This is a genomic window from Nevskia sp. (assembly GCF_051860985.1).
In the GTDB taxonomy this organism is placed as follows: domain Bacteria; phylum Pseudomonadota; class Gammaproteobacteria; order Nevskiales; family Nevskiaceae; genus Nevskia.
Map to the genome: position 1 here is coordinate 112108 of NZ_JBIMKV010000002.1, position 26532 is coordinate 138639.

The 26532-nt window shown below is 68.3% G+C and carries 23 protein-coding genes; 12 read left to right on the forward strand and 11 right to left on the reverse strand.

Features of this window, described 5'->3' with window-relative positions; translation table 11 throughout:
* Window positions 1–36 precede the first annotated feature (36 nt).
* Window positions 37–3909, forward strand: coding sequence for a Calx-beta domain-containing protein (locus tag ACTIGJ_RS02800; RefSeq protein WP_439638759.1), 3873 nt, complete (start codon window positions 37–39; stop codon window positions 3907–3909).
* Between the two features lie 54 nt (window positions 3910–3963).
* On the opposite strand, the gene astB is transcribed toward ACTIGJ_RS02800, so the two are convergent.
* The 3 genes from astB to astD are packed head-to-tail and all read right to left on the reverse strand — an operon-like array spanning window position 3964 to window position 7845.
* Complete coding sequence (gene astB, locus ACTIGJ_RS02805; RefSeq protein WP_439638760.1) at window positions 3964–5328, reverse strand: N-succinylarginine dihydrolase; 1365 nt, start codon at window positions 5326–5328, stop codon at window positions 3964–3966.
* A complete protein-coding gene (gene ltaE, locus ACTIGJ_RS02810) occupies window positions 5325–6383 on the reverse strand; it encodes a low-specificity L-threonine aldolase (protein WP_439638761.1) in 1059 nt (352 codons plus the stop codon). The genes astB and ltaE overlap by 4 nt, the downstream gene beginning before the upstream one ends.
* Before the next feature lie 4 nt (window positions 6384–6387).
* Complete coding sequence (gene astD, locus ACTIGJ_RS02815; RefSeq protein ID WP_439638762.1) at window positions 6388–7845, reverse strand: succinylglutamate-semialdehyde dehydrogenase; 1458 nt, start codon at window positions 7843–7845, stop codon at window positions 6388–6390.
* 266 nt (window positions 7846–8111) lie between these two features.
* Between astD and ACTIGJ_RS02820 the strand changes: the two genes are divergently transcribed.
* From ACTIGJ_RS02820 to ACTIGJ_RS02860, 9 genes are all read left to right on the forward strand, one after another.
* Window positions 8112–10454, forward strand: a complete 2343-nt coding sequence (locus tag ACTIGJ_RS02820) for a catecholate siderophore receptor Fiu (protein ID WP_439638763.1) — start codon at window positions 8112–8114, stop codon at window positions 10452–10454.
* 25 nt (window positions 10455–10479) lie between these two features.
* A complete protein-coding gene (locus tag ACTIGJ_RS02825; protein WP_439638764.1) occupies window positions 10480–11163 on the forward strand; it encodes a Fe2+-dependent dioxygenase in 684 nt (227 codons plus the stop codon).
* On the forward strand, window positions 11148–11861 hold the full coding sequence (locus tag ACTIGJ_RS02830) for an energy transducer TonB (protein ID WP_439638765.1): 714 nt from the start codon (window positions 11148–11150) through the stop codon (window positions 11859–11861). The genes ACTIGJ_RS02825 and ACTIGJ_RS02830 overlap by 16 nt, the downstream gene beginning before the upstream one ends.
* A gap of 81 nt (window positions 11862–11942) precedes the next feature.
* Window positions 11943–12698, forward strand: coding sequence for a MotA/TolQ/ExbB proton channel family protein (locus ACTIGJ_RS02835; protein WP_439638766.1), 756 nt, complete (start codon window positions 11943–11945; stop codon window positions 12696–12698).
* Between the two features lies 1 nt (window position 12699).
* Window positions 12700–13164, forward strand: coding sequence for an ExbD/TolR family protein (locus ACTIGJ_RS02840; protein WP_439638767.1), 465 nt, complete (start codon window positions 12700–12702; stop codon window positions 13162–13164).
* The gene (locus ACTIGJ_RS02845) at window positions 13161–13838 is read left to right on the forward strand and encodes a PepSY-associated TM helix domain-containing protein (RefSeq protein ID WP_439638768.1); all 678 of its coding nucleotides are present in this window, start codon (window positions 13161–13163) and stop codon (window positions 13836–13838) included. The genes ACTIGJ_RS02840 and ACTIGJ_RS02845 overlap by 4 nt, the downstream gene beginning before the upstream one ends.
* A 25-nt stretch (window positions 13839–13863) precedes the next feature.
* Window positions 13864–14430: a DUF2271 domain-containing protein gene (locus tag ACTIGJ_RS02850; protein ID WP_439638769.1), complete on the forward strand. Its 567-nt coding sequence runs from the start codon at window positions 13864–13866 to the stop codon at window positions 14428–14430.
* A gap of 8 nt (window positions 14431–14438) precedes the next feature.
* Complete coding sequence (locus ACTIGJ_RS02855) at window positions 14439–15242, forward strand: DUF4198 domain-containing protein (protein ID WP_439638770.1); 804 nt, start codon at window positions 14439–14441, stop codon at window positions 15240–15242.
* Between the two features lie 3 nt (window positions 15243–15245).
* Window positions 15246–16256 carry an FAD:protein FMN transferase gene (locus ACTIGJ_RS02860; RefSeq protein ID WP_439638771.1) on the forward strand — a complete coding sequence of 337 codons (1011 nt, stop codon included), beginning with the start codon at window positions 15246–15248 and terminating at the stop codon, window positions 16254–16256.
* Window positions 16257–16276: 20 nt separating this feature from the next.
* Here the strand turns inward: ACTIGJ_RS02860 and astA are convergent, their stop codons facing one another.
* The 3 genes from astA to ACTIGJ_RS02875 all read right to left on the reverse strand — a co-directional run bounded on the left by astA (window position 16277) and on the right by ACTIGJ_RS02875 (window position 19781).
* Window positions 16277–17290: an arginine N-succinyltransferase gene (astA, locus tag ACTIGJ_RS02865; protein WP_439638772.1), complete on the reverse strand. Its 1014-nt coding sequence runs from the start codon at window positions 17288–17290 to the stop codon at window positions 16277–16279.
* A 106-nt stretch (window positions 17291–17396) separates the two neighbouring features.
* Window positions 17397–18653, reverse strand: coding sequence for a hydrolase (locus ACTIGJ_RS02870; protein ID WP_439638773.1), 1257 nt, complete (start codon window positions 18651–18653; stop codon window positions 17397–17399).
* Window positions 18654–18731: 78 nt separating this feature from the next.
* Window positions 18732–19781, reverse strand: coding sequence for an NAD(P)-dependent alcohol dehydrogenase (locus ACTIGJ_RS02875; RefSeq protein ID WP_439638774.1), 1050 nt, complete (start codon window positions 19779–19781; stop codon window positions 18732–18734).
* 321 nt (window positions 19782–20102) lie between these two features.
* Here ACTIGJ_RS02875 and ACTIGJ_RS02880 point away from each other — a divergent pair, with 321 nt between their 5' ends.
* On the forward strand, window positions 20103–20522 hold the full coding sequence (locus tag ACTIGJ_RS02880; RefSeq protein WP_439638775.1) for a PaaI family thioesterase: 420 nt from the start codon (window positions 20103–20105) through the stop codon (window positions 20520–20522).
* Here the strand turns inward: ACTIGJ_RS02880 and ACTIGJ_RS02885 are convergent.
* The 3 genes from ACTIGJ_RS02885 to ACTIGJ_RS02895 all read right to left on the reverse strand — a co-directional run bounded on the left by ACTIGJ_RS02885 (window position 20519) and on the right by ACTIGJ_RS02895 (window position 23428).
* Entirely contained in the window at window positions 20519–21523 is a 1005-nt protein-coding gene (locus ACTIGJ_RS02885) for an MBL fold metallo-hydrolase (RefSeq protein ID WP_439638776.1), read from the reverse strand. The two genes, ACTIGJ_RS02880 and ACTIGJ_RS02885, sit on opposite strands and share 4 nt — an antisense overlap.
* Window positions 21524–21555: 32 nt before the next feature.
* Entirely contained in the window at window positions 21556–22632 is a 1077-nt protein-coding gene (locus ACTIGJ_RS02890; protein WP_439638777.1) for an alkene reductase, read from the reverse strand.
* A 64-nt stretch (window positions 22633–22696) separates the two neighbouring features.
* On the reverse strand, window positions 22697–23428 hold the full coding sequence (locus tag ACTIGJ_RS02895; RefSeq protein WP_439638924.1) for an SDR family oxidoreductase: 732 nt from the start codon (window positions 23426–23428) through the stop codon (window positions 22697–22699).
* Window positions 23429–23596: 168 nt separating this feature from the next.
* Between ACTIGJ_RS02895 and ACTIGJ_RS02900 the strand changes: the two genes are divergently transcribed.
* On the forward strand, window positions 23597–24205 hold the full coding sequence (locus ACTIGJ_RS02900; protein WP_439638778.1) for a TetR/AcrR family transcriptional regulator: 609 nt from the start codon (window positions 23597–23599) through the stop codon (window positions 24203–24205).
* A 43-nt stretch (window positions 24206–24248) separates the two neighbouring features.
* On the opposite strand, the gene ACTIGJ_RS02905 is transcribed toward ACTIGJ_RS02900, so the two are convergent.
* Together ACTIGJ_RS02905 and prpR are read right to left on the reverse strand one after the other, a co-directional pair.
* A complete protein-coding gene (locus ACTIGJ_RS02905; RefSeq protein WP_439638779.1) occupies window positions 24249–24815 on the reverse strand; it encodes a thymidine kinase in 567 nt (188 codons plus the stop codon).
* A 74-nt stretch (window positions 24816–24889) separates the two neighbouring features.
* Window positions 24890–26518, reverse strand: a complete 1629-nt coding sequence (gene prpR / locus ACTIGJ_RS02910; RefSeq protein ID WP_439638780.1) for a propionate catabolism operon regulatory protein PrpR — start codon at window positions 26516–26518, stop codon at window positions 24890–24892.
* Window positions 26519–26532: the final 14 nt, after the last annotated feature.

The following is a 26532-nucleotide window of genomic DNA, read 5'->3' on the forward strand; positions in this document are numbered from 1 at the left end:
AGCGCGGACTTTGTGGTGACGACTGCCGCGCCGACGGTGAGCATCAACGACATCAGCGTGACGGAAGGGAACAGCGGGACGCAGCAGGCGGTGCTGACGGTGAGCCTGTCGTCGGCGAGCGCGAACACGGTGACGGTGTCGTACGCGACGGCGGATGGGACGGCGACGTCGGGCAGCGACTATGTGTCGGCGAGCGGGACACTGACGTTTGCGCCGGGTGTGACGAGCCAACCGGTGAGCGTCGGGATCGTGGGCGACACGGTATTCGAGTCGGACGAGACGGTGCTGGTGAACCTGAGCAGCGCGAGTGGCGCGACGCTGGCGAAGAGCCAGGGCGCAATCACGATCGTCAATGACGATGCTGCAACGCCGGCCTTCAGCATCGCCGATGCCTCGGTCGTCGAAGGGAACTCCGGCACCCGCAATATCGTTTTCGTGATCACGCTCAATCCGCCTGCGACGACGACAACCAGTGTCCGCGCGACCACCACCAACGGTACCGCCACCTCCGGCAGCGACTACAACGGCGGGTCTGCGTCCGCCAGCTTTGCGCCTGGCGAAACCAGCAAGAGTGTTGCACTGAGCGTTCGTGGTGACACCGTGATCGAAGAAGACGAAACGTTCTTCGTGACACTCAGCGCACCTTCCAGCGGAACGACGCTGGGTCGCAGCATGGCCACCGGCACCATCATCGACGATGACGGCGATCGGTCTCCGGATCCGTTCTCGTTCCCCCCAGTCACCAACGCCGCACAGGGTAGTGTCGAGACCAGTGCCGCGACCGTGGTGACCGGAATCAATACTGCAACGCCGATCTCGGTGACCGGGGGCAGCTACAGCATCAACAGCGGCCCCTTCACTGCGGCGCCCGGAACGGTGACGGCCGGCCAGTCGGTGCGTGTGCAACTGACTGCAGCCAGCGCGCCGAATACGACCAGTGTTGCGACGCTGACGATCGGCAATGCTTCTGCTGCGTTCTCGGTGACCACGGCGGCAGCTGGAGACAGCGTTCCGGATGCCTTCAGCTTTGCACCGCTGACCGATGTCACTCCGGGATCAACGCAGACCAGCAACGCAGTCACGATCTCGGGAATCGATACTGCGTCGTCGATATCGGTGGCCGGCGGGCTTTACAACGTCAATGGCGGCCCCTACTCCGGCAATTCGGGCACGGTTCGCGCAGGTGATGTGGTGACAGTGCAACTGCTGGCGCCATTCACCGGCAGCACCACGGGTACGGCAACTTTGACTGTCGGCGGTGTCAGCGCGGAGTTCCGGGTGACCACGGCATCGGTGGTGGCCGACAGCACGCCAGACGCATTCAGCTTCGCGCCGCGTACAGAAGTCGAGCCAAGCTCCGAACAGACCAGCGACGGCATCACGGTCAGCGGCATCAACGTGGAGTCGCCGATCAGCGTCGTGGGCGGTAGCTACAGCATCAACAATGGGCCGTTCTCGACGGCCGCTTCGGTGGTTCGCAACGGCGACCTCGTGGCGGTTCGCGTGACGGCGTCGGCCGCCTTCACCACTTCAACGCAGACCACTCTCGACATTGGCGGGGTACAGGCGGTGTTCGTGGTGACGACACGCGCTTTCGTGGCGGACAACCAGCCCGATCCACTGGCGGTGTTCACGAACATTTTTGGCGCGACCCGTTCGACGACTTATACGAGCCTGCCGGTGCAAGTACGCGGCATCAACGTGCCAGTCCCGATCTCGATCACCGGTGGTGGCACCTACAGCATCAATGGTCAGCCTCGTACGATGGCGGTGGGGTCGGTTGTCAACGGCGACATCGTTGACGTGCAACTGCAGTCTGCGGCCGACTTCGGCGTGACTACCAGCGTCACGCTGACGGTTGGAGATGTCAGCTCGACTTACGCCGTCGAAACGCTTGCAGCCGACCAGCATCCGGATGCGTTCGAGTTCCAACCGGCGTTCAACGTGTTGCCGTTCACCGCGAGTACCAGCAACGCGATTACAGTCGCCGGCATCAACACAGCCACTCCGATCTCGATTTCCCGCGGCGCCTACCGGGTCAATGGCGGTCCGTGGACGATGCTGGCTGGGACGGTCGTCGCTGGAGATATCGTAGAGATCTCGTCGGGATTCGCCGAGCAGGACTCGACCGGGGCAGTTCTCACCATTGGCGATGTATCCGCCACCTTTCTGACGTTCGAGGCGAACGGTCTTGCAGCACCTACCGCATTCAGTTTCGCACCGACCACGGCATTCACTTTGCTCGGCACCGTTAGCGAACCGGTGACAATTTCGGGCCTCGTCAGTCCAGGTCGTGTCCAGATCAGTGGTGGAATGTTCAGCGTCAACGGCGCTCCCTTCACTGGGACGACGGGCGTTGTTCGCAATGGCGACACGCTGCGCCTGCTGGTGACGGCAGGACCGCTGATCGGTGATGTCCGTACTGCGACGGTGACGATCGGCAGCTACAGCACGTCGTGGTCGGTGACCACCCAGGCCCCGGTCGATACCCTTGTCGATCAGCTTCGGTTCCCGGATGTGCGCTCCGCACCGATCAACAGCGAAGTCGTGTCGCCGCCGATCCCTGTCAGCGGTGTCAACGTCGTCGTGCCGATCTCGATCAACGCGCCCTACAGCTACAGCCTCAATGGTGGCCCGTACACCGGTGATCAGGGGGTTGCTAAACCAGGCGATATCCTGCGAGTCCGCGTGCTGACGGGACCTGAGTACGGACGCACTTATTCGGTCGACATCACCATCGGCGGTGGAACGATCAACTGGCCTGTTCGTACCGCGTCGTCGCCGGCGCGGCCGAGCAGATTCACGCTGGCGCCTGCATCGACCTACTCGGGGGCGTTGGTGTTGCCGGGCACGGTGCAATTCACCCAGCCGGTTGTAGTCAGCAATTCCACGGGTCCGACAGCAGTGTCGGTGACCAATGGTTTCTACAGCATCAATGGGGGGCCGTTCACTGCGGTTGCCGGCACCGTCAACGAGGGTGACAGCATCGTTGTTCGATTCGTCATGCCGACCACTTACTCGGCCAGTGCAGCTGTGACGCTTCGCCTTGGCAACGTCAGTTCGACGCTGACCTTGTCGACTGTCATTGATCCTGTGGCGAACACGCCGACCGTGGTTTCAGGCGCCTCCACCAGCTATGTCATCCGGACAGACGCGGTGGTGCCGGTACGGGCGTTCGTATTCAACCCGCCGGGCCTGCAAGCGGGCGATCGCAGGGCTGCGTACATCGACTGGAGTGGAGGCGGTTGGGCGCGCGGTGGTTTGCCTCAGTCCCGGTCGCGGTATTGGGCAACTGACCAGGGCATGGTGGTCATTTCTCCTGATCAACGTGTGAACGAGCGCTTTGGCACTTATGCCTACGTGCATGCGGATGACGTTCGCAAGGTCGTGCGCTGGGCTCAGGAGAATGCTGCGCAACTGGGTATCGATCCGACTCGAATCGTGGTGACAGGAACCAGTTCCGGAGGCGGCAATGCGGTTTGGGCGTCGTTGCTGGAGCCGCCCGTCACAACCTCGTATCGAAACAACCCGCTGTCGCGAGTGGGTGCAGTCGTGTTGCGCTCCGGCGTGAGCTCAACTGCACCAGATAGCCAATTGGCTCAATCGCAGCTGGACCGGTTCGGCGAGTTTGTCGATGCGATCAGCCCTGAACGCGGCATTGAACGTAATCTGCCGCCGTACCTGATCTTCCATGCGGATGGAGACATCGTCTTCGCAGAGAACGCGAACCTGCGCCTGTGCACAACGATCCGAGCGCTTGGGCGGACTTGTGATTTCGTGAACATTGCCGGCCTCGGCCACGACTGGCCGAATTCTCCGGGCAAGTCGGAGGAATCGCGTGTTCAGGAACTGGAGTTCCTGACCAGGATCGGCATCCTCCCGTCGGTTCAGACCCCGCCAGCACCGTAGGCGCCGCTGCGCAGGCCGGAGCCTTGTATGGCTCTGGCCTGCGCGAGTGGATCGCTAGCGCTGGAAGTCGTAGAGGCTGCCCAGCCCCAACAGCTGCGTCAGCTCGTCAAGGGCGCAGCGGGATGCGTTCAACAACTGCGGATCGGCAAGATCGGCCAACACCAACCGGTCGCGGTAGTGCTTGCCGATCCACTCCTCCAGACGTGCCGCCAGCGGCTCATCGATCCATACCTTCGGGTTGACGGCAGCGGTTTGCGCTGCACCCAGGACCACGCGCAGGCGCAGACAGGCCGGACCGCCGCCGTTGCGCATGCTCTGGCGCAGGTCGAAGACCTCGACACCGGTGATCGGATTGTCTGGCGCGTCGATGATCCGCTGGATTGTCGCCCAGACCGTTTCCTGCTCCTGGCATTCAAGTGCGCACAACAGACGCATGCTGCCGTCCGGCATCGTCACCAGCTGGCTGTTGAACAGGTAGCTGCCGATGGCCGCGTCGACGCTCAGCTCGCGGGCCTTGATCTCGATGAAGACCGGATCGCGACCGCGCAGGCGGCGCCTGGCCCAGTCCCGGATGGCCTGGGCATCGACGAATGCCGACTCGTGATGCAGCAGCACGTGCTGGTTGCCGACCGCGATGACATCGTTGTGGAACACGCCGGCATCGATCGCCGACGGCTGCTGCTGGGCGTGGAGAACATGATCCGGATCGAGCCGGTGCAGCCGGGCAATCGCTTCGCCAGCGGCACGGTTCTGCCGCGCCGGATGCACCGCCGGTTTCGGTTCCTTGTCGCTGCCGGCGCCGTAGACGAACAGTTCCAGCCCGTGACGGCCATACTCGGCGCACAGGCGCGTGTGGTTGGCAGCGCCTTCGTCGCCCATCTGCGGGGTGGACGGCAGTGGCGCGTGATGCACGAAGTGCCGTTCGTCGCGAAAGATCGTCGCCAGTGCCCGGCCGGTCACCACCGGTTCGATCGAGCGATGCAGGTGGGTCGCCAGATTGGCCGGCGTGAAGTGCACCCGCCCGTCGGCGGTGTCGGCGCCTGGCGAGACAGTGGCGGCGTTGGCCGTCCACATCGATGACGCCGAGGACATGGCGGCCAGCAGCTGCGGGGCGTCGCGATGGACGCGCTTCAGCACGTCGGCTTCGCGGCCGTCGAAGCCAAGTTGCTTCAAGGTCGGGATGTGCGGGCGTTCCTGCGGTGGCAGCACGCCTTGTGCCAGCCCGAGTCGCGCCAGCGCTCGCATCTTGGCCAGGCCCTGCAGTGCTGCTGCCTTCGGATTCGACGGTTGCTCGGCATTCTTTGCCGCCGCCTGATTGCCTTGCGCCAGGCCCGCGTAGTTGTGTGTCGGCCCGACCAGGCCATCGAAGTTCGCTTCGACGGTGGCGGCTGTGGTGTTGCGCTCCGAATCGGGGTTCACGATGGGTCCTGCGATGAGTGGGTCGATGCTGTCTGGCGGCGGTGGGCGTAGTAGTCGCTGAAGACGGCCAGTACCTGCTCGACCTGCTGGCGGGAAATGTCCAGATGGGTGACCAGCCGGGTGCGTGGGCCGAGACTGGCGAGCACGCCACCGGTCTGCAACTGCGCCCGCAGCGCCGGCAGGTCTTCTTCCGAAAGGTGCAAGAACACGATGTTGGTCTGCACCGGTTCGACTGCCAGCCCCAGCGCTGTAAGCCCGGCGGCCAGGCGCGTGGCGTTGGCGTGATCCTCGGACAGCCTCGCCACATGATGTTCCAGCGCATACAGGCCAGCCGCCGCATAGAAGCCGGCCTGGCGCAGTCCGCCCCCGAGCGCCTTGCGCCAGCGCCGGGCGTTGGCGATCAGCGTCCGGCTGCCGAGCAGCAGCGAGCCGGCCGGCGCGCCGAGCCCCTTCGACAGGCACAGCGACGCCGAATCGAAGCCGGCGACCGCATCGCGCTCGTCCTGGGCCGACGCCACCACGGCATTCATCAGCCGCGCGCCGTCGAGATGGGTGGCCAGGCCGCGCGATTGCGCGAACGCGCAGGCCTCGCGGACATAGGCCGGCGGCAGCACCTTGCCACCGATGGTGTTCTCCAGCGCCAGCAGGCGCGTCCGCGCGAAGTGCAGATCGTCTGGCTTGATTGCGGCAGCGATGTCGGCCAGCGCCAGCGAGCCGTCCGGCTGGTGGGCGATCGGCTGCGGCTGGATCGAGCCGAGCACCGCAGCACCGCCCTGCTCGTAGCGGTAGGTGTGGGCATCCTGGCCGCAGATCACCTCGTCGCCGCGGCCGCAGTGGCTCATCAGTGCCGCCAGATTCGATTGCGTGCCGCTGGCGAACCACAGCGCCGCCTCGAAGCCCAAGCGATCCGCCGCGTGGGCTTGCAGACGATTGACCGAGGGATCGTCGCCGTAGACGTCGTCGCCGACTTCGGCGGCGTGCATCGCGGCACGCATCGCCGCCGTCGGGCGGGTGACGGTGTCGCTGCGCAGGTCGATCCAGCGGGTGGCGGTCATGGCGTCAGAGCGCAAGACCGGGCGCCAGTGTTGCAGGCAACTCGCTGGCCGGCGCCTCCATCGAGGCCACCGGGTAGGCGCAATAGTCAGCGGCGTAGAAAGCGCTCGGCCGATGATTGCCGCTGGCGCCGCTGCCGCCGAACGGGGCGGCGCCCGAAGCGCCGGTGGTCGGGCGGTTCCAGTTGATGATGCCGGCCCGGCTGCGCCGGTAGAACGCGTCGTACTCGGCCCGGTCGGCCGACAGCAGCGCTGCCGACAGGCCGAAGCGGGTGCGATTGGCCTTGTCGATGGCCTCGTCGATCGAGGCATATCGATCGACCTGCAACAGCGGGCCGAAGTATTCCTCGTCCGGCAGCTCGGCGATGGCGCTGACATCAAGCAGCGCCGGGCTGACAAAAGCCGGGCCGAGCGGCAGCGGCTGCATCTCGACAATCGTCCGAGCGCCCAGCGCCAGCAGGTTCGCCTGCGCAGCCAGCAGGCCCTGCGCCGCGCGGGCCGAGATCAGCGGACCCATGAACGGCTGCGGATCGGCATCGAAGGCACCGATCCGCAGGCGACGGATGATGTCGGCCAGGTGGTTGATGAAGGCGTCGCCGGCGCTGCCGGACGGCACATACAGCCGCCGGGCGCAGGTACAGCGCTGGCCGGAAGACAGATAGGCGGACTGGATGATGTCGTGCAGCGCGGGGCGCGGGTCGGCGATCCGGCCGACGATCAGCGGATTGTTGCCGCCCAGTTCCAGCGCCAGGATCTTGTCCGGCCGCTCGCCGAACTGGCGGGCCAGCAGGCGGCCGGTGGCAGCGCTGCCGGTGAAGTACAGACCGTCGAGTTCGGCGTCGGCCGCCAGCGCGGCGCCGGTCGTCCGTTCACCCTGCACGAGGCCGATCACGCCGGGCGGCAGGCCGGCTTCCAGCCACAGTTTCACGGTTTCCTCGGCCACCGCAGGTGTCAGCTCGCTGGGCTTGAACACCACGCAATTGCCGGCCAGCAGGGCAGGGACGATGTGGCCGTTCGGCAAGTGTCCCGGAAAGTTGTACGGCCCGAATACCGCCACCACGCCGTGCGGCCGGTGCCGCAGCACCTGGGTGACGGCGCCCAGCGGCTTCTCGCTGACGCCGGTGCGGGCGTGGTAGGCGCGGACGCTGAGGTCGATCTTGCCGATCATCGTCGCGACCTCGGTCCGCGTTTCCCACAGTGGCTTGCCGGTTTCCCTGCCGATCAGCTGCGCCAGCCGCTCCTGGTGCGCGTCGAGCAGCGCGGCGAAGCGGCGCGCGACCGCTTCGCGCTCGGCGAACGGCCATCCGGCCCAGTCGGGGAACGCGGCCCGCGCGGCAGTGGTGGCGGCGTGCACGTCGTCGGCGCTTGCCGAATGCCCGCGCCAGACAACGGCGCCGGTCGACGGATTCAGGCTTTCAAACGGCGCGCCCTGTCCGGGCTGCCAGCGGCCGGCGATGCAGTTCATCGCGAATCTCGCAAGGAGGGCAGGGCAGGATTATGGCGAAAGCGCGCAGGCAGCCTGCTGTCAGCCGCGTTTTCCAGCGGCTGGTCGGTGGCGTGCCAATGCCGAATTTATTGCAAATGCGAATACCTATCATTTAATCTAACAGCGTCTCGTCAGGCACAGCCGGGTAGGTCCGCTGCATCGGCACATACCGAAAAGACTCACGCCCGATGCGCGTCGCCTAGGCGACGCCGGGTTTCTAGTCCCCCTTTCCGGAGTGCCTGTCGATGTCGTTGCCGCCGCTGTTCCGCCTGAGTCCGATCGCCGCTGCCGTGCTGGCCGCCTACGCCCTGCCTGCTTCCGCCCAGACTGCCGCGTCCGTCCAGGTCGCGCAGTCCGATGCGGCCGCGACGCTGCCGACTGTGAAGGTCGAAGGCGAAGCCGCCAGCGCGATCAAGGCCGACAAGGTGTCGTCGCCCAAGTTCACGCAGCCGTTGGTCGACACCCCGCAGACCATCAACGTGGTCAAGAAGGAACTGATGCAGCAGCAGGGCGCGCTGACCCTGAGCGACGCGCTGCGCCTGACGCCGGGCATCACCTTCCAGCAGGGCGAGAACGGCAACACCACCAGTGGCGACGCCGTGTTCATGCGCGGCTTCGACAGCCAGGGCAGCATCTTCGTCGACAACATCCGCGACATCTCTCCGGCCACTCGCGACCTGTTCAACCTGGAGCAGGTCGAGATCGTCAAGGGTCCGGCCGGTGCCGACAACGGCCGTGGCGTGGCGTCCGGCTACATCAACCTGGTGTCGAAGACGCCGTTCGCCGACGACGCGATCGGCGGCACGCTGGCCTACGGCACGCGTGACCGCCGCCGCGCGACGGTCGACGTCAACCGCAAGATCAGCGACGACATCGCCGTGCGCCTGAACGTGGTCGGCCAGGACGGCGGCGTCGCCGGTCGCGACCGGGTCGAGAACCAGCGCTGGGGCGTGGCCCCGTCGATCGCCTTCGGCCTCGGTAGCCCGACCCGCATCACCCTGTTCACCCAGCACATCTTCCACGACAACATTCCGGACGGCGGCGTCACGGCCATCGGCGTGTCCGGTTGGCGCAACCCGACGCTCGACAGCGCGGGCGTCGTTGCCCAGCCGGTCGACAGCACGAACTTCTATGGTCTCGACAGCGATTACGAGAACATCGACGTCAACACGTTCACCGGCCGTATCGAGCACGACATCAAGCCCGGCTACACGGTCACCAACATCTCGCGCTACAGCCGCACGTCACAGTGGCGCGTGCTGACCGCGCCCGGGCCGCACCAGACCGCGAATGCCGCGCAGGATTTCCCCGACGTCAACGATCCCTCCACCTGGACGGTCAACCGTTCGCGTCAGGGCATCATCCGCCACAACGATCTGCTGACCAACCAGACCAATCTGCGCGGTTCGCTCGCGACCGGTGCGGTCAAGCATGACTTCGCCGGCGGCTTCGAATTCATCGAGGAAGCACAGAATTCGCCGTCCCTCGTGGTCACGGCCACCACGCCCGCGCAGACCCAGCAGCGTGCCAACGCCTACAACCCGGACCCGTCCGATCCCGGCGTCACGCTGTCGCAGAACGGCGCGTTCACCGATGGCCGCACGCGAACCGGCGCCGTCTATCTGAACGACACCGCGAAGTTCGGCGATCGTGATCAGTTCCAGTTGAGCGGCAGCCTGCGCTTCGAGCGCTATCGCACCGAAACCGAGGCCGGCACGCTGTCGACGGCCGCCGCGAATCCGGGCGTGACGCCGGTCGGCACGGTGCTCGGCTCACGGCTTGTCAAGAGCGGCACCCTGGTCACCTACAAGGCCGGCGGCCTCTGGAAGCCGCTGCCGAACGGCTCGGTGTACGCCTCGTACGGCACCAGCAAGCGCCCGCCGAGCGGCGACAACTTCGCGCTCAGCGCATCGGCGACCAATATCAACTCGGCCGCGCTCGCGCCGTCGAAGGCGGACAGCGTCGAAGTCGGCACCAAGTGGGATCTGCTCGACAACAAGCTCGCCGCCACCGCCGCGCTGTTCCGCACCGAGTCGAAGAACGACCTCGCCCGGCAGTCCGGCAACGAAATCGTCCAGTACGGCGAACGCCGCATCCAGGGCGTGGAACTCGGGCTGGTCGGCAACATCACCGAGGCCTGGCAGGTGTCGGTGGGCTATACCTTCCAGGACGCGAAAGTCACCTCGGGCACGATCGTGACCGACGGCGTTCCATCGACCCAGACCGGTGCCGCGATCCAGTTCTCGCCGAAGAACAGCATCACCACCTGGACCAGCTACAAGCTGCCGCTGGCTTTCGGCCCGATCACCGGCCCGCTGACCATCGGTGGCGGCCTGCGTTACATCGACAGCCAGGCGCGCCAGATCAACAACAATTTCGCCACTATCACCAGTGGCATCGCCACGATCGAGGACTACATCGTCGTCGATGCCGTGGTCAGCTACGACGTGACGGCCAATGTCGGTCTGCAGGCCAACATCTACAACCTGCTCGACGAGCGCTATATCAGCGCGGTCAACAACGGCGGCGGGCGCTACCAGCCCAGCATCCCGCGCTCGTTCCTGCTGGCGCTGAACATCAAGTACTGAAACCACCCCACCTACGCCGCCCGCCATGATCGTCCGCATTGCCAACCTGCTGGACCCGGGCACCGTGGCCATGATGTGCGAGCGGCTGGCGGCGGCTGACTGGGAAGACGGCCGCCGCACGGCCGGCGGCGAGGCGGCGAGAGTCAAGCAGAACGAGCAGCTGACCGAGACGCATCCGGTGGCCGCCGAATTGGGCGCGCAGGTACTGGCGGCGCTCGGCCGGTCGCAGCAGTTCACCTCGGCGGCGCTGCCGCTGAAGGTGTTTCCGCCGCTGTTCAACCGCTACACCGGCGGCGGTCATTTCGGCGCCCACATCGATACCGCGGTGCGGCTGACCGAGCAGCCGCCGTACCGCGTGCGGACCGACCTGTCGGCAACCCTGTTCCTGGCCGATCCGAAGAGTTACGACGGTGGCGAACTGGTCATCGAGGACACCTACGGCGTTCACCAGCTGAAGCTGCCAGCCGGCCATCTGCTGCTGTACCCGGCGACCAGCCTGCACGAGGTGCGGCCGGTGACGCGCGGCGCGCGGCTGGCGTCGTTCTTCTGGGTGCAGAGCATGGTGCGCGACGACGACAACCGGCGTCTGCTCTACGAGATGGACCGCGCCCTGATTCAGCTCCGCGAACTGCATCCGCAAGGGCATCCGGCGCTGGTGCGGCTGTCGGGCACGTACCACAACCTGCTGCGCAAATGGGCGGACCTGTGAGCGCAGCGGCGCCGCCCGCCATCGACGAGATCGGCTCGCGGGCCGACTACCGCGCCGGCCAGCGGCTGTCGCCCCGGGGGCGGTTGCTGGCGGCGCTGGCGGTCGGCGGGCTGCATCTGGGCGGCCTTGCCGCGCTGTTGCTGGCCAGCCCGGAGCCGCCACCGCCGGAGCCGGTGCTGATGCAGGTGGCGATGCTGGCCGAAGCGCCGCTGGTGACAGTGCCTCCGCCACCTCCGCCGCCGCCGGAAAAGCCGAAACCGCAGCCCCGGCTGGTGTCGACGCCGAAGCCGACGCCGTCGGCGATCGCCACGCCGCCGCCCGACCCCGAGCCGGTGGTCGAAACGGTGGCCGAAGCGCCCGCTCCCCCGGCGCCGGCGGCACCAGCGGCTGCGCCGGCCGCCGAACCTGCCGTGGTGCCGCCGAACTTCGTGGCCGCCTATCTGAACAACCCGCCGCCGGTCTATCCGTACGCCGCCAAGCTGCGCCGCGAAAGCGGCGAGGTGCGGTTGCGCGTGCTGGTGACCCGGGAAGGCACGGCTGGCGACGTCAGGATCGAGCAGTCCAGCGGCTCCAGCAGCCTCGACCAGGCAGCACGCGACATCGTGTTCCGCAAGTGGCGTTTCGTGCCGGCCCGGCGCGGCGACGAGACCATCGAAGCCTGGGTGATCGTGCCGGTGGTGTTCGAGATGAAGTCCTGAGGGCGCGGCCCATTCCTCATCTGCCGGGCGAACGCGTCCGGCCTGATGTTCGTTTTTCGTATTCGTTCGAGAGATTGCGCAATGGACCCAGCGGCAAGCGGTATCGGCTTCGGCCACTTCCTGACCCAGGCTGATGGCGTGGCCAAGACCATCCTGGTGCTGATGGCGCTGGCCTCGGCCGCCAGCTGGTACCTGATCGTCACCAAGGTCATCAGCTACTCGCGTGCCCGTAGGCGCACGGCGAAGTTCCTCGACTTCTTCTGGAACGCGCCGTCGCTCGACGTGGTGGCCGCCAAGGTCGAGCAGCAGCATCCGGATGAGCCGTTCTCGCATCTGGTCTACCACGCGATCGCCGCCAGCCGGCATCACGAGCGGCACGGCATCAACCGCCTCAACGAGGCCGGCTCGGCGTCGGATTTCGTGACCCGGACGATGCGCAAGACGATTGACGAGGAAACCGCCAGCCTCGAATCGGGCCTGACCGTGCTGGCCTCGGTCGGCGCCACCGCGCCGTTCGTGGGCCTGCTCGGCACGGTCTGGGGCATCTACCACGCGCTGGTCGCGATCGGCGTCAGCGGTGCCGGCACCCTGGACAAGGTGGCCGGTCCGGTTGGCGAGGCGCTGATCATGACTGCCATCGGTCTGGCGGTCGCGATTCCGGCGGTGCTCGGCTACAACCTGATTGTCCGTGCCAACCGACTGACCCTGGCCCAGCTCGATGCTTTCGCGCACGACCTGTTCGCCTTCCTCGGCACCGGCTGCAAGATCGATGCGGTCGCCAGCGCCAATGTCACGCCGCTGAAGACCGGCGGCGTCGGCACCGGCGGGGCGCGCTGAGATGGCGTTCGGCAGCTTTGGTGGCGGCGCCCGCAATTCGGCGCCGATGGCGGAGATCAACGTCATTCCGCTGGTCGACATCATGCTGGTGCTGCTGGTGATCTTCATCATCACCGCGCCGCTGCTGACCCATGCAGTGAAGATCGATCTGCCGAAGGCGGATTCGGCGACCAACGTGCAGAAGGCCGATGCCGTGCAGTTCGCGATCGACGGCGACAACCAGCGCTGGTGGAACGGCGAGCGCATCGACGAGACCCAGGCGGTCGAACGGCTGCGCGCCGCCGGCCAGCAGCAGCCGACGCCGGAGCTGCATCTGCGCATCGACCGCAACGCGCGCTACGAGATCATCGCCACGGTGATGAGCGAAGCGGCCAAGGCCGGTCTGACCAAGGTCGGCTTCGTCACCGACCCGGGCGGCGCGCCGCTGGCCTCGGTCGTTCCGGCCGGGAACATCGCTCCGCCGTGAGCGCCACCGTATCGTCTTCGACGCCGGTTGCAGACCCGGCGCGCGCCCGGCAGAAGCGCCGCGCCTGGTGGCTCAAGCAGCTGCACACCTGGCACTGGATCTCGGCGGCGGTGAGCCTGATCGGCATGGTGCTGTTCTCGGTCACCGGCATCACGCTGAACCATGCGGCGGACATCCCGACCACGCCGGTCGTCGTCCGCAGCCAGGCGCAGATGCCGGCGGCAGCGCTTGCGTCCTTGCAGGCCGCTGCGCGGCAAGCGGCCGACGGCAGCACCGGCGTGGCGATGCCGGATCAAGCCGCCGCCTGGCTGGCTGAGGCCTTGCAGGTCCGCGTGGCCGGACAGCCGGTGGAGTGGTCGGACGAAGAAGCGTACGTATCGCTGCCGCGCCCGGGCGGCGACGCCTGGATCAACGTCGATCTGGCGACCGGCCAGGTCGAGCGCGAAACCACCGATCGCGGCCTGGTCAGCTACCTGAACGATCTGCACAAGGGCCGCCACGCCGGCACGGCCTGGAGCCTGTTTCTCGATGTCTTCGCGGTCGCCTGCCTGCTGTTCTCGCTGACCGGCCTGTGGCTGCTGCACCTGCATTCCAAGGGGCGTCGGCTGACCTGGCCGCTGGTCGGCTTCGGCCTGCTGGTGCCGGTGGTCGTCGCCGTGCTGTTCATTCACTGATCCGCTGTTCCACCCGCACCACCCGATGACGAGCCCGATGAACCGGCATTCCCTTCTCCCCTTGCTCGCCGCCCTTGGCGTGCTGCCCGCGCAGGCGGCCCAGCTCGATGTCAGCGTGCAGATTCCGCAGCTCGACGTCGCCGAATACCACCGCCCCTATGTCGCCGTCTGGGTCGAGCGCGAGGACCGCTCGGTCGCCGCGCAGCTCAGCGTCTGGTACCAGGTCAAGCGCAGCGGCCCGGGTGGCGGTCCGCCGGCGGTCGGTGCCGACGGCAAGCCGCAGTCGGGCACCAAGTGGCTGCCCGACCTGCGCCAGTGGTGGCGGCGCGGCGGCCGCGACATCGCGATGCCGGCCGATGGCCTCAGCAGCGCCACCAAGCCGGTCGGTACGCACGAGCAGAGCTTCGGCGACAAGAGCCCGCTCGCGGCGCTGCCGCCGGGCCGCTACAAGCTGGTGGTCGAGGCGGCGCGCGAGGACGGTGGCCGCGAGCTGGTCGACCTGGCCTTCGACTGGCCGGCCAAGGCGGCCACCACGCTGGACGCCAGCGGCAAGTCCGAACTGGGCGCGATCCGCGTCGCCGTCAAACCCTGAGGTCCGCCATGAACCGTATCCCCCGCATCCTGCTGCTCGCGGCCGCGCTGCTGCCGTTCGCCGCCAGCGCCCACAAGGGCTGGCTGGCACCGTCGAAGACCGTGCTTGATGTCGACCAGTGGATCACCGTCGACGCCGGCGTTTCCACCGAGCCCTTCGTCCGTGACCACAACGCCCTGCGCCTCGACAACCTGGTGATCGTCGCGCCCGATGGCAGCACCGTGGCGCCGGAAAACGCCTCGACCGGCAAGCTGCGCTCGACCTTCGACCTGCAACTCAAGCAGCCCGGCACCTACCGCATCTCGGTGCTCAACGACGGCCTGATGGCGAGCTGGGAAGAAGACGGCAAGCCGAAGCGCTGGCGCGGCACCGCGGCCACATTCGCCACCGAAGTGCCGGCCAAGGCCAAGGGCCTGAAGGTCAGCGAATCGCAGGGCCGGATCGATACCTTCGCCACCGCTGGCAAGCCGAACGACGGCGCGCTGAAGCCGACCGGCCGGGGGCTCGAACTGGTGCCGCTGTCCGGCATCGCCGACCTGTTCGTCGGCGAAGACGCCCGCTTCCGTTTCCTGCTCGACGGCAAGCCGGCGGCGGGGCTGGAGGTCGAGGTGATCCGCGACGGCACCCGCTACCGCAGTGCCATCGGCGAGCAGCACCTGAAGACCGATGGCGACGGCGTGCTCAGCCTGCGCTGGAGCGAACCGGGCCTGCACTGGATCAGCGCCAGCGTGCAGGACGCCAAGGCCAGCGTGCCGCAGGCCAAGGAGCGGCGGGCGAGCTATACGGCGACGGTCGAAGTGCTGTCGCCCTGAGGCATGGCGCCGGAAGTCCTCATCCCGACGCGGTTCAGCGCCGCCACCGAGGCGGGCCCTGATATCGTCGGCCGGATCTGGCGGCTTGACGGCCAGACCATGGGCACCGGCTGGTCGGTACGTTTCGTGGCGCGGGCGCCGGTCGCGGTCGAAGCGATTCGCGCCGGCATCGACGCCGTGCTGGCCGATCTCGTCGCCCAGCTCAGCCACTGGGCGCCGGAGTCGGCCCTGTGCCGCTACAACCGCGCGAAGGCCGGCAGCCGCATGCGCCTGCCGGCGGATTTCAGCGCCGTGCTGGAAGGGGCGCTGGACATCGCCCGGCTCAGCGACGGCGCGCTGGACCCGACCGCCGGCCCGCTGGTCGATCTCTGGGGTTTCGGGCCGCCCGGCCCGCAGCCGCTGCCGCCGCCTGCGGCCGATCTCGCGGCCGCGCGCCGGCGGGTCGGCTGGCAGCAGTTGCAGCGGGACGGCGATGGCCTGCTGCAGCCGGGCGGCGTGCAGCTGGATTTTTCGGCGATCGCCAAGGGCCACGCGGTCGACCGGCTGGCCGTCTGGCTGGAACGGGCCGGCTTCGCGCATCACCTGGTGGAGATCGGCGGCGAACTGCGCGGGCAGGGCGTGAAGCCTGACGGACTGCCGTGGTGGGTCGATGCCGAGCTGCCGGAGGGCCTGGCGCCGTGCCCGGCGCGGGTCGCGCTCGATGGCCTGAGCATCGCCACGTCCGGCGATGCCGTGCGGCATGTCGAGCACGCGGGCCGCCGCTATGCCCACACGCTGGACCCGCGCAGCGGCGCGCCGCTGGCCGAGGCGCCGGCGGCGGTCACCGTGATCCACCCGCTGTGCCGCGAAGCGGATGGCTGGGCAACGGCGCTGACCGTGCTCGGTCCGGCGGCGGGCTTGCCGCTGGCCGACCGGCTGGGGCTGGCCGCGCGCTGGCAGCTGCGCGGTACCGGCCCGGCGGTGGTGCGCAGCGCCGCCTGGCGGCAGCTGGGCGACGACGGCGACGGTGACTGAACGCTGCCGCTGCAGCGTCTTCAGCTGATCAGGCTGACCCGTACCTCGTCGCCGCCATCCACTTCCAGCGCCGCTGCCAGTTCGGCCGGCAGCGTGATGTGGCCGTTCTTGATCGCGTACTCGGCGTAAGCGCAGCGGAAGTTCGCCAGCTCGGTGTTGGCGATCAGGCAGGGCGCGCCGGCGGCCGGCTTGCCGACGAACACGGTCAGCACCTGGGCGCGGCGGATGCTGCGGATGTCCTCCAGCGGCGCCTCGACACTGGGGCCGCCGTCAAAGATGTCGATGTAGCCCTGGTAGCGGAAACCTTCCTGTTCCAGCAGGTGCAGCGCCGGCGCGGTTTCCGGATGCACCTGGCCCATCACGGCGCGCGCGGCCTCCGGCAGCAGCACCGTGTAGATCGGATGCGGCGGCATCAGCTCGGCGATGAAGGCCTTGTTGCCGGTGCCGACGATGTGCTCGGCATGGGCGTAGTCGACGGTGAAGAAATGCCGGCCCAGCCCTTCCCAGAACGGCGAGCGGCCCTGCTCGTCGGACACGCCGCGCATCTCGGCGATCACCTTCTTCGCGAAGCGTTGCGGATGGTGGGCCATGAACAGGAACCGGCATTTCGACAGCAGCTTGCCGGCGCCGAGGCCGCGGAAATCCGGCCGCAGGTACAGCGAGCAGAGCACGCTGCTGCCGGTCAGGTCGTTCGACAGGTACAGCGTCGGCACGCTGTTGTAGATGCCCAGCTCGCGCGAGGCATGCACGGCGAGACCGACCCGGTAGTTGTAGAACGCCTCGTCCAGCCCGCAGGCGGCCTCGATCGCGCAGGCGGCACCGATGTCGCCGGTCTCGGTTTCCTCCATCACGAACAGGTAGCGCTGGTGGCCGGGCGTGTGGACATCGGCCGCGAACGAGGCCTCGCTGAGCGCGATCTTGGCGGCCAGGAATTCCGGCACCGGCGGCAGCGAGGTGAAGCCGGCGCCGGCATTGCGCGCCATGTCGAGCAGCGCGGGCAGGTCGTCGTGGCGGATCGGGCGGATGATCTTCATGGCAGCGGCTGGCGACGGTGGAACGACGGGAACAGTCCTGGCTGCGACAGCGGCTGCGACCCCGGTTGCAGCGGCCGCGATGATGACCCGAACGGCCGCGCGGGCGTCACTGCGCGGCGTTCCAGCTGCGGCTGCCGCTGGCCAGCGACAGCAGCAGCCGGGCGCTGAGCCGGGCTCGTTCGGCGACGCTGGACCAGCGCATCCATTCGCGATCGGAGTGGATGTCGCCGCCGACCACGCCGAGGTTGTCGAGATTGGCCAGGCCGGCCGCCGCAAGATTGTTGCCATCGCAGCAGCCGCCGGTCGGCCGGAACTGCAGCGCCAGGCCCTGTTCGCGGCCGCAGTCGGTGAGCAGGGCCTGCAGCTGGGCGATGCCGGCGCTGAGCGGCTTCGGCGGCCGCGTGAAGCCGCCGAAGCGCTGTATCCGGAAGCCGTTGCGGTCGTTGGCGCGGGTCAGCAGCAGGTCCAGCTGCTCCTCGAGCCAGCAGGCGTCGCCGGCATCGGCGCAGCGCACGTTGAATTTCAGCACCGCCCGATCCGGGACGATGTTCAGCGCGCCGCCGCCGTGGCAGTAGCCGAGGTTGACCGTCAGCCCGTCGCGCTGGCCGTTCAGCGCGTGCAGCGCCAGCGCCAGCTCTGCTGCCAGCGCGATGGCATTGCGGCCGTCCTCCGGATTGCGGCCGGCGTGGGCGGCGCGGCCTTCGATCACCAGGTCGAAATTGCCGCTGCCCTTGCGCGCCGAAGCGAGGCCGCCGTCCGCGTAGGCCGGCTCGAAGATCAGGCCGAAATGGTTGCGCGCTGCCGCTTCGACCAGCAGCGGCGCCGAGCCGGTGCTGCCGATTTCCTCGTCAGGATTCAGCAGCACTTCCCAGCCGATCCGCTCGCGATGCGGGCTGCGCTCCAGCGCGCCGAGCACCAGCGCCATCACCAGCAGGCCGCCTTTCAGATCGGCGACGCCAGGGCCGTTGAGGTGCTCGGCATCGCGCCAGCGTGCCGTCTGGAACGGGTGTGCGGGCCCGAACACGGTGTCCAGATGGCCGCCGAGGAAAACCCGCAGCGGCGCTTCCGGCCGCTTGCGCAGCCGCAGCGCCTGGCCGATCGGCCGCTGCACGCGCGCGCCGCGATCGTCGGTGCTGGTGAAGGCCGGCAGCGCGATCCGCTCGACTGTTGCCTCCAGCGGCGCCAGCAGTGCCAGCAGCTGCGCGGCCGTGGCGTCGACGCCGTCGGGATGGAAGCTGCCGGAGTTCTGGTTCGACAGCGCCAGCAGGGTGTCCGGCAATTGCGCGGCGACGGCGTCGATCCAGGCCAGGGGGTCGGTGACCCCCGAGCATCCGGCCATCGGGTGATCGGCGCTGACAGGCATGGGCCGAGTGTAGCGGCCGGCTGCGCGCCGGCGCACCCGAGCGGCCGTCGCGCGCCGCGCCCCGTCAGCCGGCCGGACTCAGTAGATGACCAGCGGCTTGATGATGTTGTCGCGCTTGTCGCGCATCATCTGGAAGCCTTCGACGACGTCGTCGAAGCGGAAGCGATGGGTGGTCATCCGGGTCGGATCGAAGCGACCGCCGCCGATCAGCTTGAACAGCCGTTCCATGCGCTCCCGGCCGCCGGGGCACAGCGCGGTGCGGATGGTCTTGTTGCCCATGCCGAGGCCGAACTCCGGCAGCGGGATGCTCAGGCTGGAGTAGCCGTCGCCGTGGTAGCCGATGTTGGAGATCACGCCGCCCGGGCGCGTTGCCTTCACGCAGGCTTCGAAGGTCTGCTGGCTGCCGAGTGCGTCGATGGCGGCGTCGACGCCGTCGCCGGTCAGGGCGATGATTTCTGCGACCAGGTCGTCACGGCGCGGATCGAGCACCACATCGGCGCCGTAGCTGCGCGCCAGCGCCGCGCGTTCCGGCCGCGATTCGATGGCGATGATCAGGCCGGCGCCGCGCAGCTTGGCGCCGATGGTCGCCGACAGGCCGACCGGCCCCTGGGCGAAGATCGCCACCGAACCGCCGAGCGGGATGTCGGCCTGTTCGACGCCGACAAAGCCGGTGGACAGCATGTCGGTCGCGTACAGCGCCTGTTCGTCGCTCAGGTCGTCGGGGATCGAGACCAGATTGAAATCGGCGTCGTTGACGTGGAAGTACTCGGCGAGGTTGCCGTCCTTCTGCGCGGTGAACTTGTAGCCGCCGAGCATGCCGCCGCACTGCGAGGCATGGCCACGCTGGCAGGGATTGCAGTGCCCGCACGGCGTCACCGCGTTGACCGCGACCCGATCGCCCGGCCGGAAGCCGGTGACGCCGGCGCCGACGGCATGGACCACGCCGACGCTTTCGTGGCCCAGCACGCGGCCTTCGGGAATGGCGATGGTGCCGGCCACCGTGTGGACATCGGAGGTGCAGATCAGCGAGGCCGTGGTGCGGATCACGGCGTCGCCGAAGCCGGGTTCGGGGATGGGCTTGTCGATGATGCCGACCTTGCCGGCGCCGAGAAATGCCAGTGCACGCATGGGGATGCTCCTGAAGGTTCCGGTGGTGCTGCGCGTCGCCACTCAGCGGCGACGGCGGCAGTGAATCCGGCGGCCGGCGGCAGCGTCAATCAGGACAGCGCCCATCAGGACAGTCACTCGCCAGACTTATCAGACACTTGCCAGCGGCATCGCCGGGCTGGCCGGCGAACGCGGGAACAGTTCCCGGTACGTTTCCCGAGCGGCTGCCCGGCGCTGGCGAACCTCGCCGCAGTGGCAGCGGGCCTCGGGCAAGATGTCGCGCGGCGGGTTGCGAGCCCGGCCGTCCACCTTCACGCCCCGAATGACGACCCGAGTGCCGAGATGAGCGAACTGCGCCCCGAGATCACCCCCGAATCATTCATGAAGCTGCAGGCCGGCACCTTGCCGGACCTGCTGGGTCTGGAAATCCTCGAGATCGGCGAGGGCCGGCTGACCGGCCGGATGAAGGTCGAGCGCCGGCACTATGCGCCGAACGGCTTCCTGCACGCCGCCAGCATCGTGGCGCTGGCCGACACCTGCGCCGGCTACGCGACGGTGGCGCATCTGCCGAAAGGAGCGAAAGGCTTCACGACGATCGAGCTGAAGACCAATTTCTTCGGCACGGCGCTGGATGGCCACGTCCACTGCACGACGACCTCGAAGCACCGGGGCCGCACGACGCAGGTCTGGGATTCGGAAGTGTTCAACGATGCCGGCAAGCTGATCGCATCGTTTCGTTGCACGCAGATGGTGCTCGTCTAGCGCCGGTCCAGCGCCCGGGTTTCACCGATCCGCATCACCCAGCGATCGTCGTCGTCATAGCCGCTGGCCTGCGCCGCCTGCAGGAAGCGGCCCGGCGGTTCGAAGGCCGGCTCGGTGGTCAGCGCGATGGTGCCCCAGTGCATCGCCACCAGACGCCGCGCCTGCAGCGCGCGGCCGATGCGCACGGCTTCCTCGGGACTGGCGTGCACCGCTTGCATGAGTGCCCGGGGTTCGTAGGCGCCGATCGGCACCAGACCGACGTCGAACGGACCGAAGCGCCGACCGACGTGTTCGAAGACCTCGCCCCAGCCGGTATCGCCGGCGAAGTAGAGGTGATGGTGGGCGCTGCGCAGGCCGAAGCCGCACCACAGCGTGCGGTTGCGATCGAACGGCGTGCGCGACGAGAAATGCACCGCCGGCAGCGCGGTGACGGTCAGGCCGTCGCTGGTGTGTGCCTGGCCCCAGTCCAGCTCGTGGACGTTGCGGAAGCCGAGCCGGCGGATGATCGGCACCAGCCCCAGCGGCACCAAGAATGGGGTGTCGCGGTGATCGGCGGCGAGCTGCCGCAGCGCCACCGCATCGAGATGGTCGTAGTGGTTGTGCGACAGCAGGATGGCATCGAGCTTCGGCAGCCGGTCGATCGGAAGACCGGTGCCGGCGAAGCGTTTCGGCCCAAGGCCAGGCAGCGGCCCGGCATACGGGCTGAGATAGGGATCGGTCAGCACCGCGCGGCCATCGATGCGGATCAGGAAGCAGGCATGGCCGAGCCAGGTCAGGCTGTCGCGGTCCTGATGCGCGGCCAGCTGGGCGCAGGCCTGTTCCGCATCGAGCACATGGCCGGCGGGCAGCGCCGGCTGGCGCAGCGCGCGCGGGCCGAAGCTGACATCGCGCAGGAAGCGCAGCCAGTCGGCCGTGCTGCCGCGCGCCCGCGGCGAGCCCGGCGGATTGTGGAAACCCCGCCGGCTGCGGTGCGGCGGCAGGGCGGGGTCGTGGTCGCGCACAGCGGGTGGTGGGGGCCGGATGGCGCCGCCGCTCAGGCCGCTGCGGCAGCCAGCGGCGGGTAGTCCGTGTAGCCGTGTTCGGCGCCGCCGTACAGCGTGCCGAAGTCGACCGCGTTCAGCGCCGCGCCGGTCTCGAAGCGCTGCACCAGATCCGGATTGGCGATGAACGGCTTGCCGTAGACGATGGCATCGGCGCGGCCTTCGGCCACCGCCGCCTCGCCGCTGGCCTGGTCGAAGCCGCCGTTGAGCATCAGCACGCCCTTGAAGTGGGCGCGGGCGATCTTCGCCAGTTCCAGTTCCTCCGGGCGATCCCACTGTTCGTGGCGCAGTTCGAAGAAAGCGATGCCGCGCTTCGACATTTCCTTGGCCACGTACTCGACCAGCGCCTTCGGATTGGAGTCGCTCATGTTGTTGAACGCCACCAGCGGCGAGATGCGGATCGACACGCCGCCGGCGCCGAACACGCTGATCGCGGCATCGGTGACTTCCAGCAGCAGGCGGGCGCGCTTTTCCAGCGTGCCGCCGTAGCCGTCGGTACGGTTGTTGTGGCTGTCGCGCAGGAACTGGTCGATCAGATAGCCGTGGGCTCCGTGGATCTGCACGCCATCGAAGCCGGCGGCCTTCGCGCGCTCGGCAGCCTTGCGGAACAGCTCGACAATGCCGGGCAGTTCGGACTCGGCGAGCACGCGCGGCACTTCGTACGGCAACTTGCCCTTCAGCGTGTGGGTTTCATCGGGAATGGCGACCGCCGCCGAGGAGATCGGCTGCACGTTGTTGATGCCTGAATGCGCGGCCCGGCCCGGATGCCAGATCTGCATGATGATCCGGCCGCCCTTGGCGTGGACGGCGTCGGTGACCTGCTTCCAGCCGGCGACGGTGGCGTCGTTGAAGATGCCGCCTTCGCCGATGAAGGCGCTGGCGTCCTCGGCGACCATCGAGCACTCGGTCATGATCAGCCCGGCGCTGGCGCGCTGGCTGTAGTACTCCGCCATCAGCGCGTTCGGCACGTGGGTGATGCCGGCGCGGGCACGGGTCAGCGGCGCCATCACCAGGCGATTCGGCAGGGTCAGCGGGCCGACCTTGATCGGCGTGAGCAGCTTCTGGGTCATCGGGATGCTCCGTAAAAGCGGGGTAAGGAATCAGGGTCGGATGGGTGCGCGAGCGGTTGCCCGCTTACCAGGGCAGCGTGTCGCCCATGTGGAAGTAGCCGCCGTTCGGGCCATCGGCCGGCAGCAGCGCCAGCCGCACGCTGGTCTTCGCGCCATCGGTGATCGCCATCGGCGCGTTCGGGCCGCCCATGTCGGTCTGCACGTGGCCGGGATGTGCGGCGTTGACCTTGATCGCGGTGTCGCGCAGCTCGTAGGCCAGCTGCACGGTCCAGCCGTTCAGCGCGGTCTTGGAGACGTTGTAGGCCGGCACCTTGAAATCGTAGATCGGCGAGCCAGGCGTGGCGTGCAGCGTATTGGAGCCGAGGATGCTCGACAGGTTGACGATGCGTCCGGCGGCCGACTTGCGCAGCAGCGGCAGGAACGCCTGGGTCACCGCGATGACGCCGAACAGGTTGGTGTCGAAGGTGCTGCGCCAGGTGTCGAGCGACTGCTCGCTGACCTTCTTCGCCGGGTCGTCGTGCATGACGCCGGCGTTGTTGATCAGGATGTCCAGCCGCCCGTGGCGGGCGGCCACCGCAGCGGCGGCGGCCGCGATGCTGGCAGCGTCGGTGACTTCCAGCGCCAGCGCCTCGACCGGCAGGCCTTCGGCCTTCAGCCCGGCAACGGCGGCATCGGCCTTGTCCTGGCTGCGCGCGGCGACGATCACGTGGACGCCGGCCTGCGCCAGCTGGCGGGCGGTTTCAAAGCCGATGCCTTTGGCGGCACCGGTGATCAGGGCAATCTTGCTCATCTGCAGTTCTCCTGAGGGGTCTCCGGCGCGACACCCGGTGTTGCAGCGTGTCGACACACTATTGCAACATCGTCCGCCCGGTGCTGTTACCGATCGGTAACAGTGGCGGCGAAGTTACTGATCGGTAACATGCCTGTCAAGTGCATCGAATCCCAGGACCGCGAGTGCCGTGAGATGAGCGTCGCCAAGCCCGAAGACCTGCCTGCCTGCGAACCGGCCGCGGGGCCGCGCGTGCGCGACCGCATCTTCGAGACGGCCTGCGAGCTGTTCTACCGGCACGGCATCCGCGCGGTCGGCATCGACGCCATCGTCAATGCTGCCGGCACCAACAAGATGAGTTTCTACCGCAGCTTTCCGTCCAAGGACGAGCTGGTGGCCGACTATCTGCGCCACAAGGACGCCCACTTCTGGAGCTGGTGGGACGAGGTCGTCGCGCCGTACCGGAACCAGCCGCGCCAGCAGGTCGAGGCGTTGTTCGCGGCGCACGTCAACAAGACCTGCTCGAAGGAATCGCGTGGCTGCGGGCTGGCCAATGCGGCAGTCGAGATCGTCGAGGACGACCACCCCGGCCGGGCTGTCGTGGTCAGCCACAAGAGCGAGATCCGCCGCCGCTTCCGGGCGCTGGCCGCGGCGATGAAGGCGCGTGATCCCGAGCAGCTCGGCGATGCGCTGATGCTGCTGATGGAAGGCGGCTATCTGGCGCGGCTGACCTTTCCGAAAGGCGGCCCGGTGGTCAGCGCGCTGCACGCCGCCCAGACGCTGATGGACGCGCACGGCGCCTGAGCCGGTCCGGGCCTGAGCGTTCACGCCGGCGCGCGGTCGCCGGTCAGCAGCTGCCGGTGTAGAAGCGGCGCGCGCAGACGGCTTCGTAGCGTTCCTCGCCGCCGATCTCGACCTGTTCGCCGAACAGCGTCTGCTGGCCGGAAGCGTCGAAACGCAGGTTCATGGTCGCCTTCCGGCCGCAGCGGCAGACCGTCTTCATCTCCTCCAGGTCATCGGCCAGCGTCAGCAGCGCGCGCGAGCCGGGAAAGGCGTCGCCGCGAAAATCGCTGCGGATGCCGTAGCAGATCACCGGAATGCCGCACAGGTGCGCGATCCGGTGCAACTGCGTCACCTGTCCGGCGCTCAGGAACTGCGCCTCGTCGATCAGCACGCAGGACGGCGCGCTGCGCAGCCGGTACAGCGCTTCGAAATCGGTGGTCGCCGAATACGCTTCGGCCTCGCGGGACAGGCCCAGCCGCGAGGCGATGCGGCCGTAGCCGGAGCGCACGTCGAGCGCCGACGTGAACAGCTCGACGCGCTGGCCGCGCTCCTCGTAGTTGTGCGCCACCTGCAGCAGCGCGGTCGATTTGCCGGCGTTCATCGCGGCATAGCGGAAGTACAGCTTGGCCATCTCAGGAGTCGATCCGGTCGGGCGTCGATGTTCGCATGCGCAGCCGGCCGTCGAGCGCTGGCGCGCGGCGGGCTTCAGGCCGCGCCGTCTTCCTGCAGCCAGCGCCACAGCGTGCTGCGCGACACGCCCAGCGCCTGCGCCACCGCGCCGCGCTGGCCGCGGTGCGCGGCCAGCAGCGCCGCCAGCGCCGCCGCTTCCGGGCGCTTGCGGGCGGGCGATGCGGACGACGCCGCCACCGGAGATGCGCCCTCGATGCTGCCGGCGGCGGCGATCGCGCGGGTCGGCGCGGCCGCGCTGCCGGCGGCGAACAGCTCCGGCGCGCAGCGCAGCAGCAGCGGCCGGGTCAGCGCCGCCAGCGGCGATTCCGCCGGGCCGAGCACGGCGATCCGCTCGGCCAGATTGCGCAGTTCGCGGATGTTGCCGGGCCAGTCGTGGCGCAGCAGCGCCGCCTCGGCCGGACCGTCGATCACCATCGGCCCGGCACCGGTGGCGCGCAGGAAGCTCATCAGCAGCAGCGGCACGTCATCGGCATGGTCGCGCAGCGGCGCCAGCGCGATGCGCAGCACGTTCAGCCGGTAGTAGAGATCGCGCCGGAAGCGGCCTTCGCGGACCAGTGCGTCGAGTTCGCAGTGGGTGGCGGCAATCACCCGGACATCGACCGGCGTCGCCCGCACGCTGCCGACTCGCAGCACTTCGCGTTCCTCCAGCACCCGCAGCAGGCGGGTCTGCAGGGCCAGTGGCATCTCGCCGATCTCGTCGAGGAACAGCGTGCCGCCGTTGGCGGCTTCGATCAGACCGATGCGGCCACCTCGCCGCGAGCCGGTGAAGGCGCCGTCGGCGTAGCCGAACAGCTCCGATTCGAGCAGCGATTCGGCGATCGCGCCGCAGTTCACCGCCACGAAGGCGGCGCTGCGCCTGGGGCTGGCGCCGTGCAGCGCCTGCGCCACCAGTTCCTTGCCGGTGCCGGTCTCGCCGGTGATCAGCACTGTGCGGTCGCTGGCGCCATAGAGCCGCACCTGGTCGCGCAGCGCCACCATCGGTTCGCTGTTGCCGATCAGCCGGCGCAGGCTGTAGCGGGAATCCGGCGGGGTCGGCGCGCGTCGCTGGCCGCTGCGGGCATGGGTCAGCATGCGGGCGAGGTCGATCGCCTGTTCGAAGGCGCGGCGGATCGAATCCGGCGAATACATCAGGATGCCGACCACGCCGGCCCGATCGGCCAGTTCGGTCACATAGCCGGTGCCGACGATCGCCTGACAACCGATCGACACCAGTTCGGCCACGCGGTCGCGGGCGTCCTCGGTGTGGGTGTAGGCGCGCTGCTCGATCTCCAGGCCGAACTCCTGCTTGAAGGCGCTGAACGCCGGCAGCTCGTCGCCGTAGCTGACGATGCCGATCCGGTCGCCATGATGGCGGGCGCGGGTCAGCGCCTGCATCAGGTCGAAGCCGTCGGGGCGCACCAGCACGATCGGCTTGTCGATGCGGTTGCGCAGGTATTCGCCGTTGGAACCGGCCGACAGCACGACATCGCAGTCCTCGTCGCGCAGCCGCTCGCGGATTTCGGTGACCGCTTCCTCGAAGCCGAGGTTGATGGTGTCGATCGCCGCGCGGCCGTCGAATTCCGGCGTCACTTCCTGCACCAGCCGCGACAGGCGGGTGACGCTGACGGTCCAGATGGCAGGCAGATGGGATTCGGGCGTGAGCATGTCGCGCATTATGT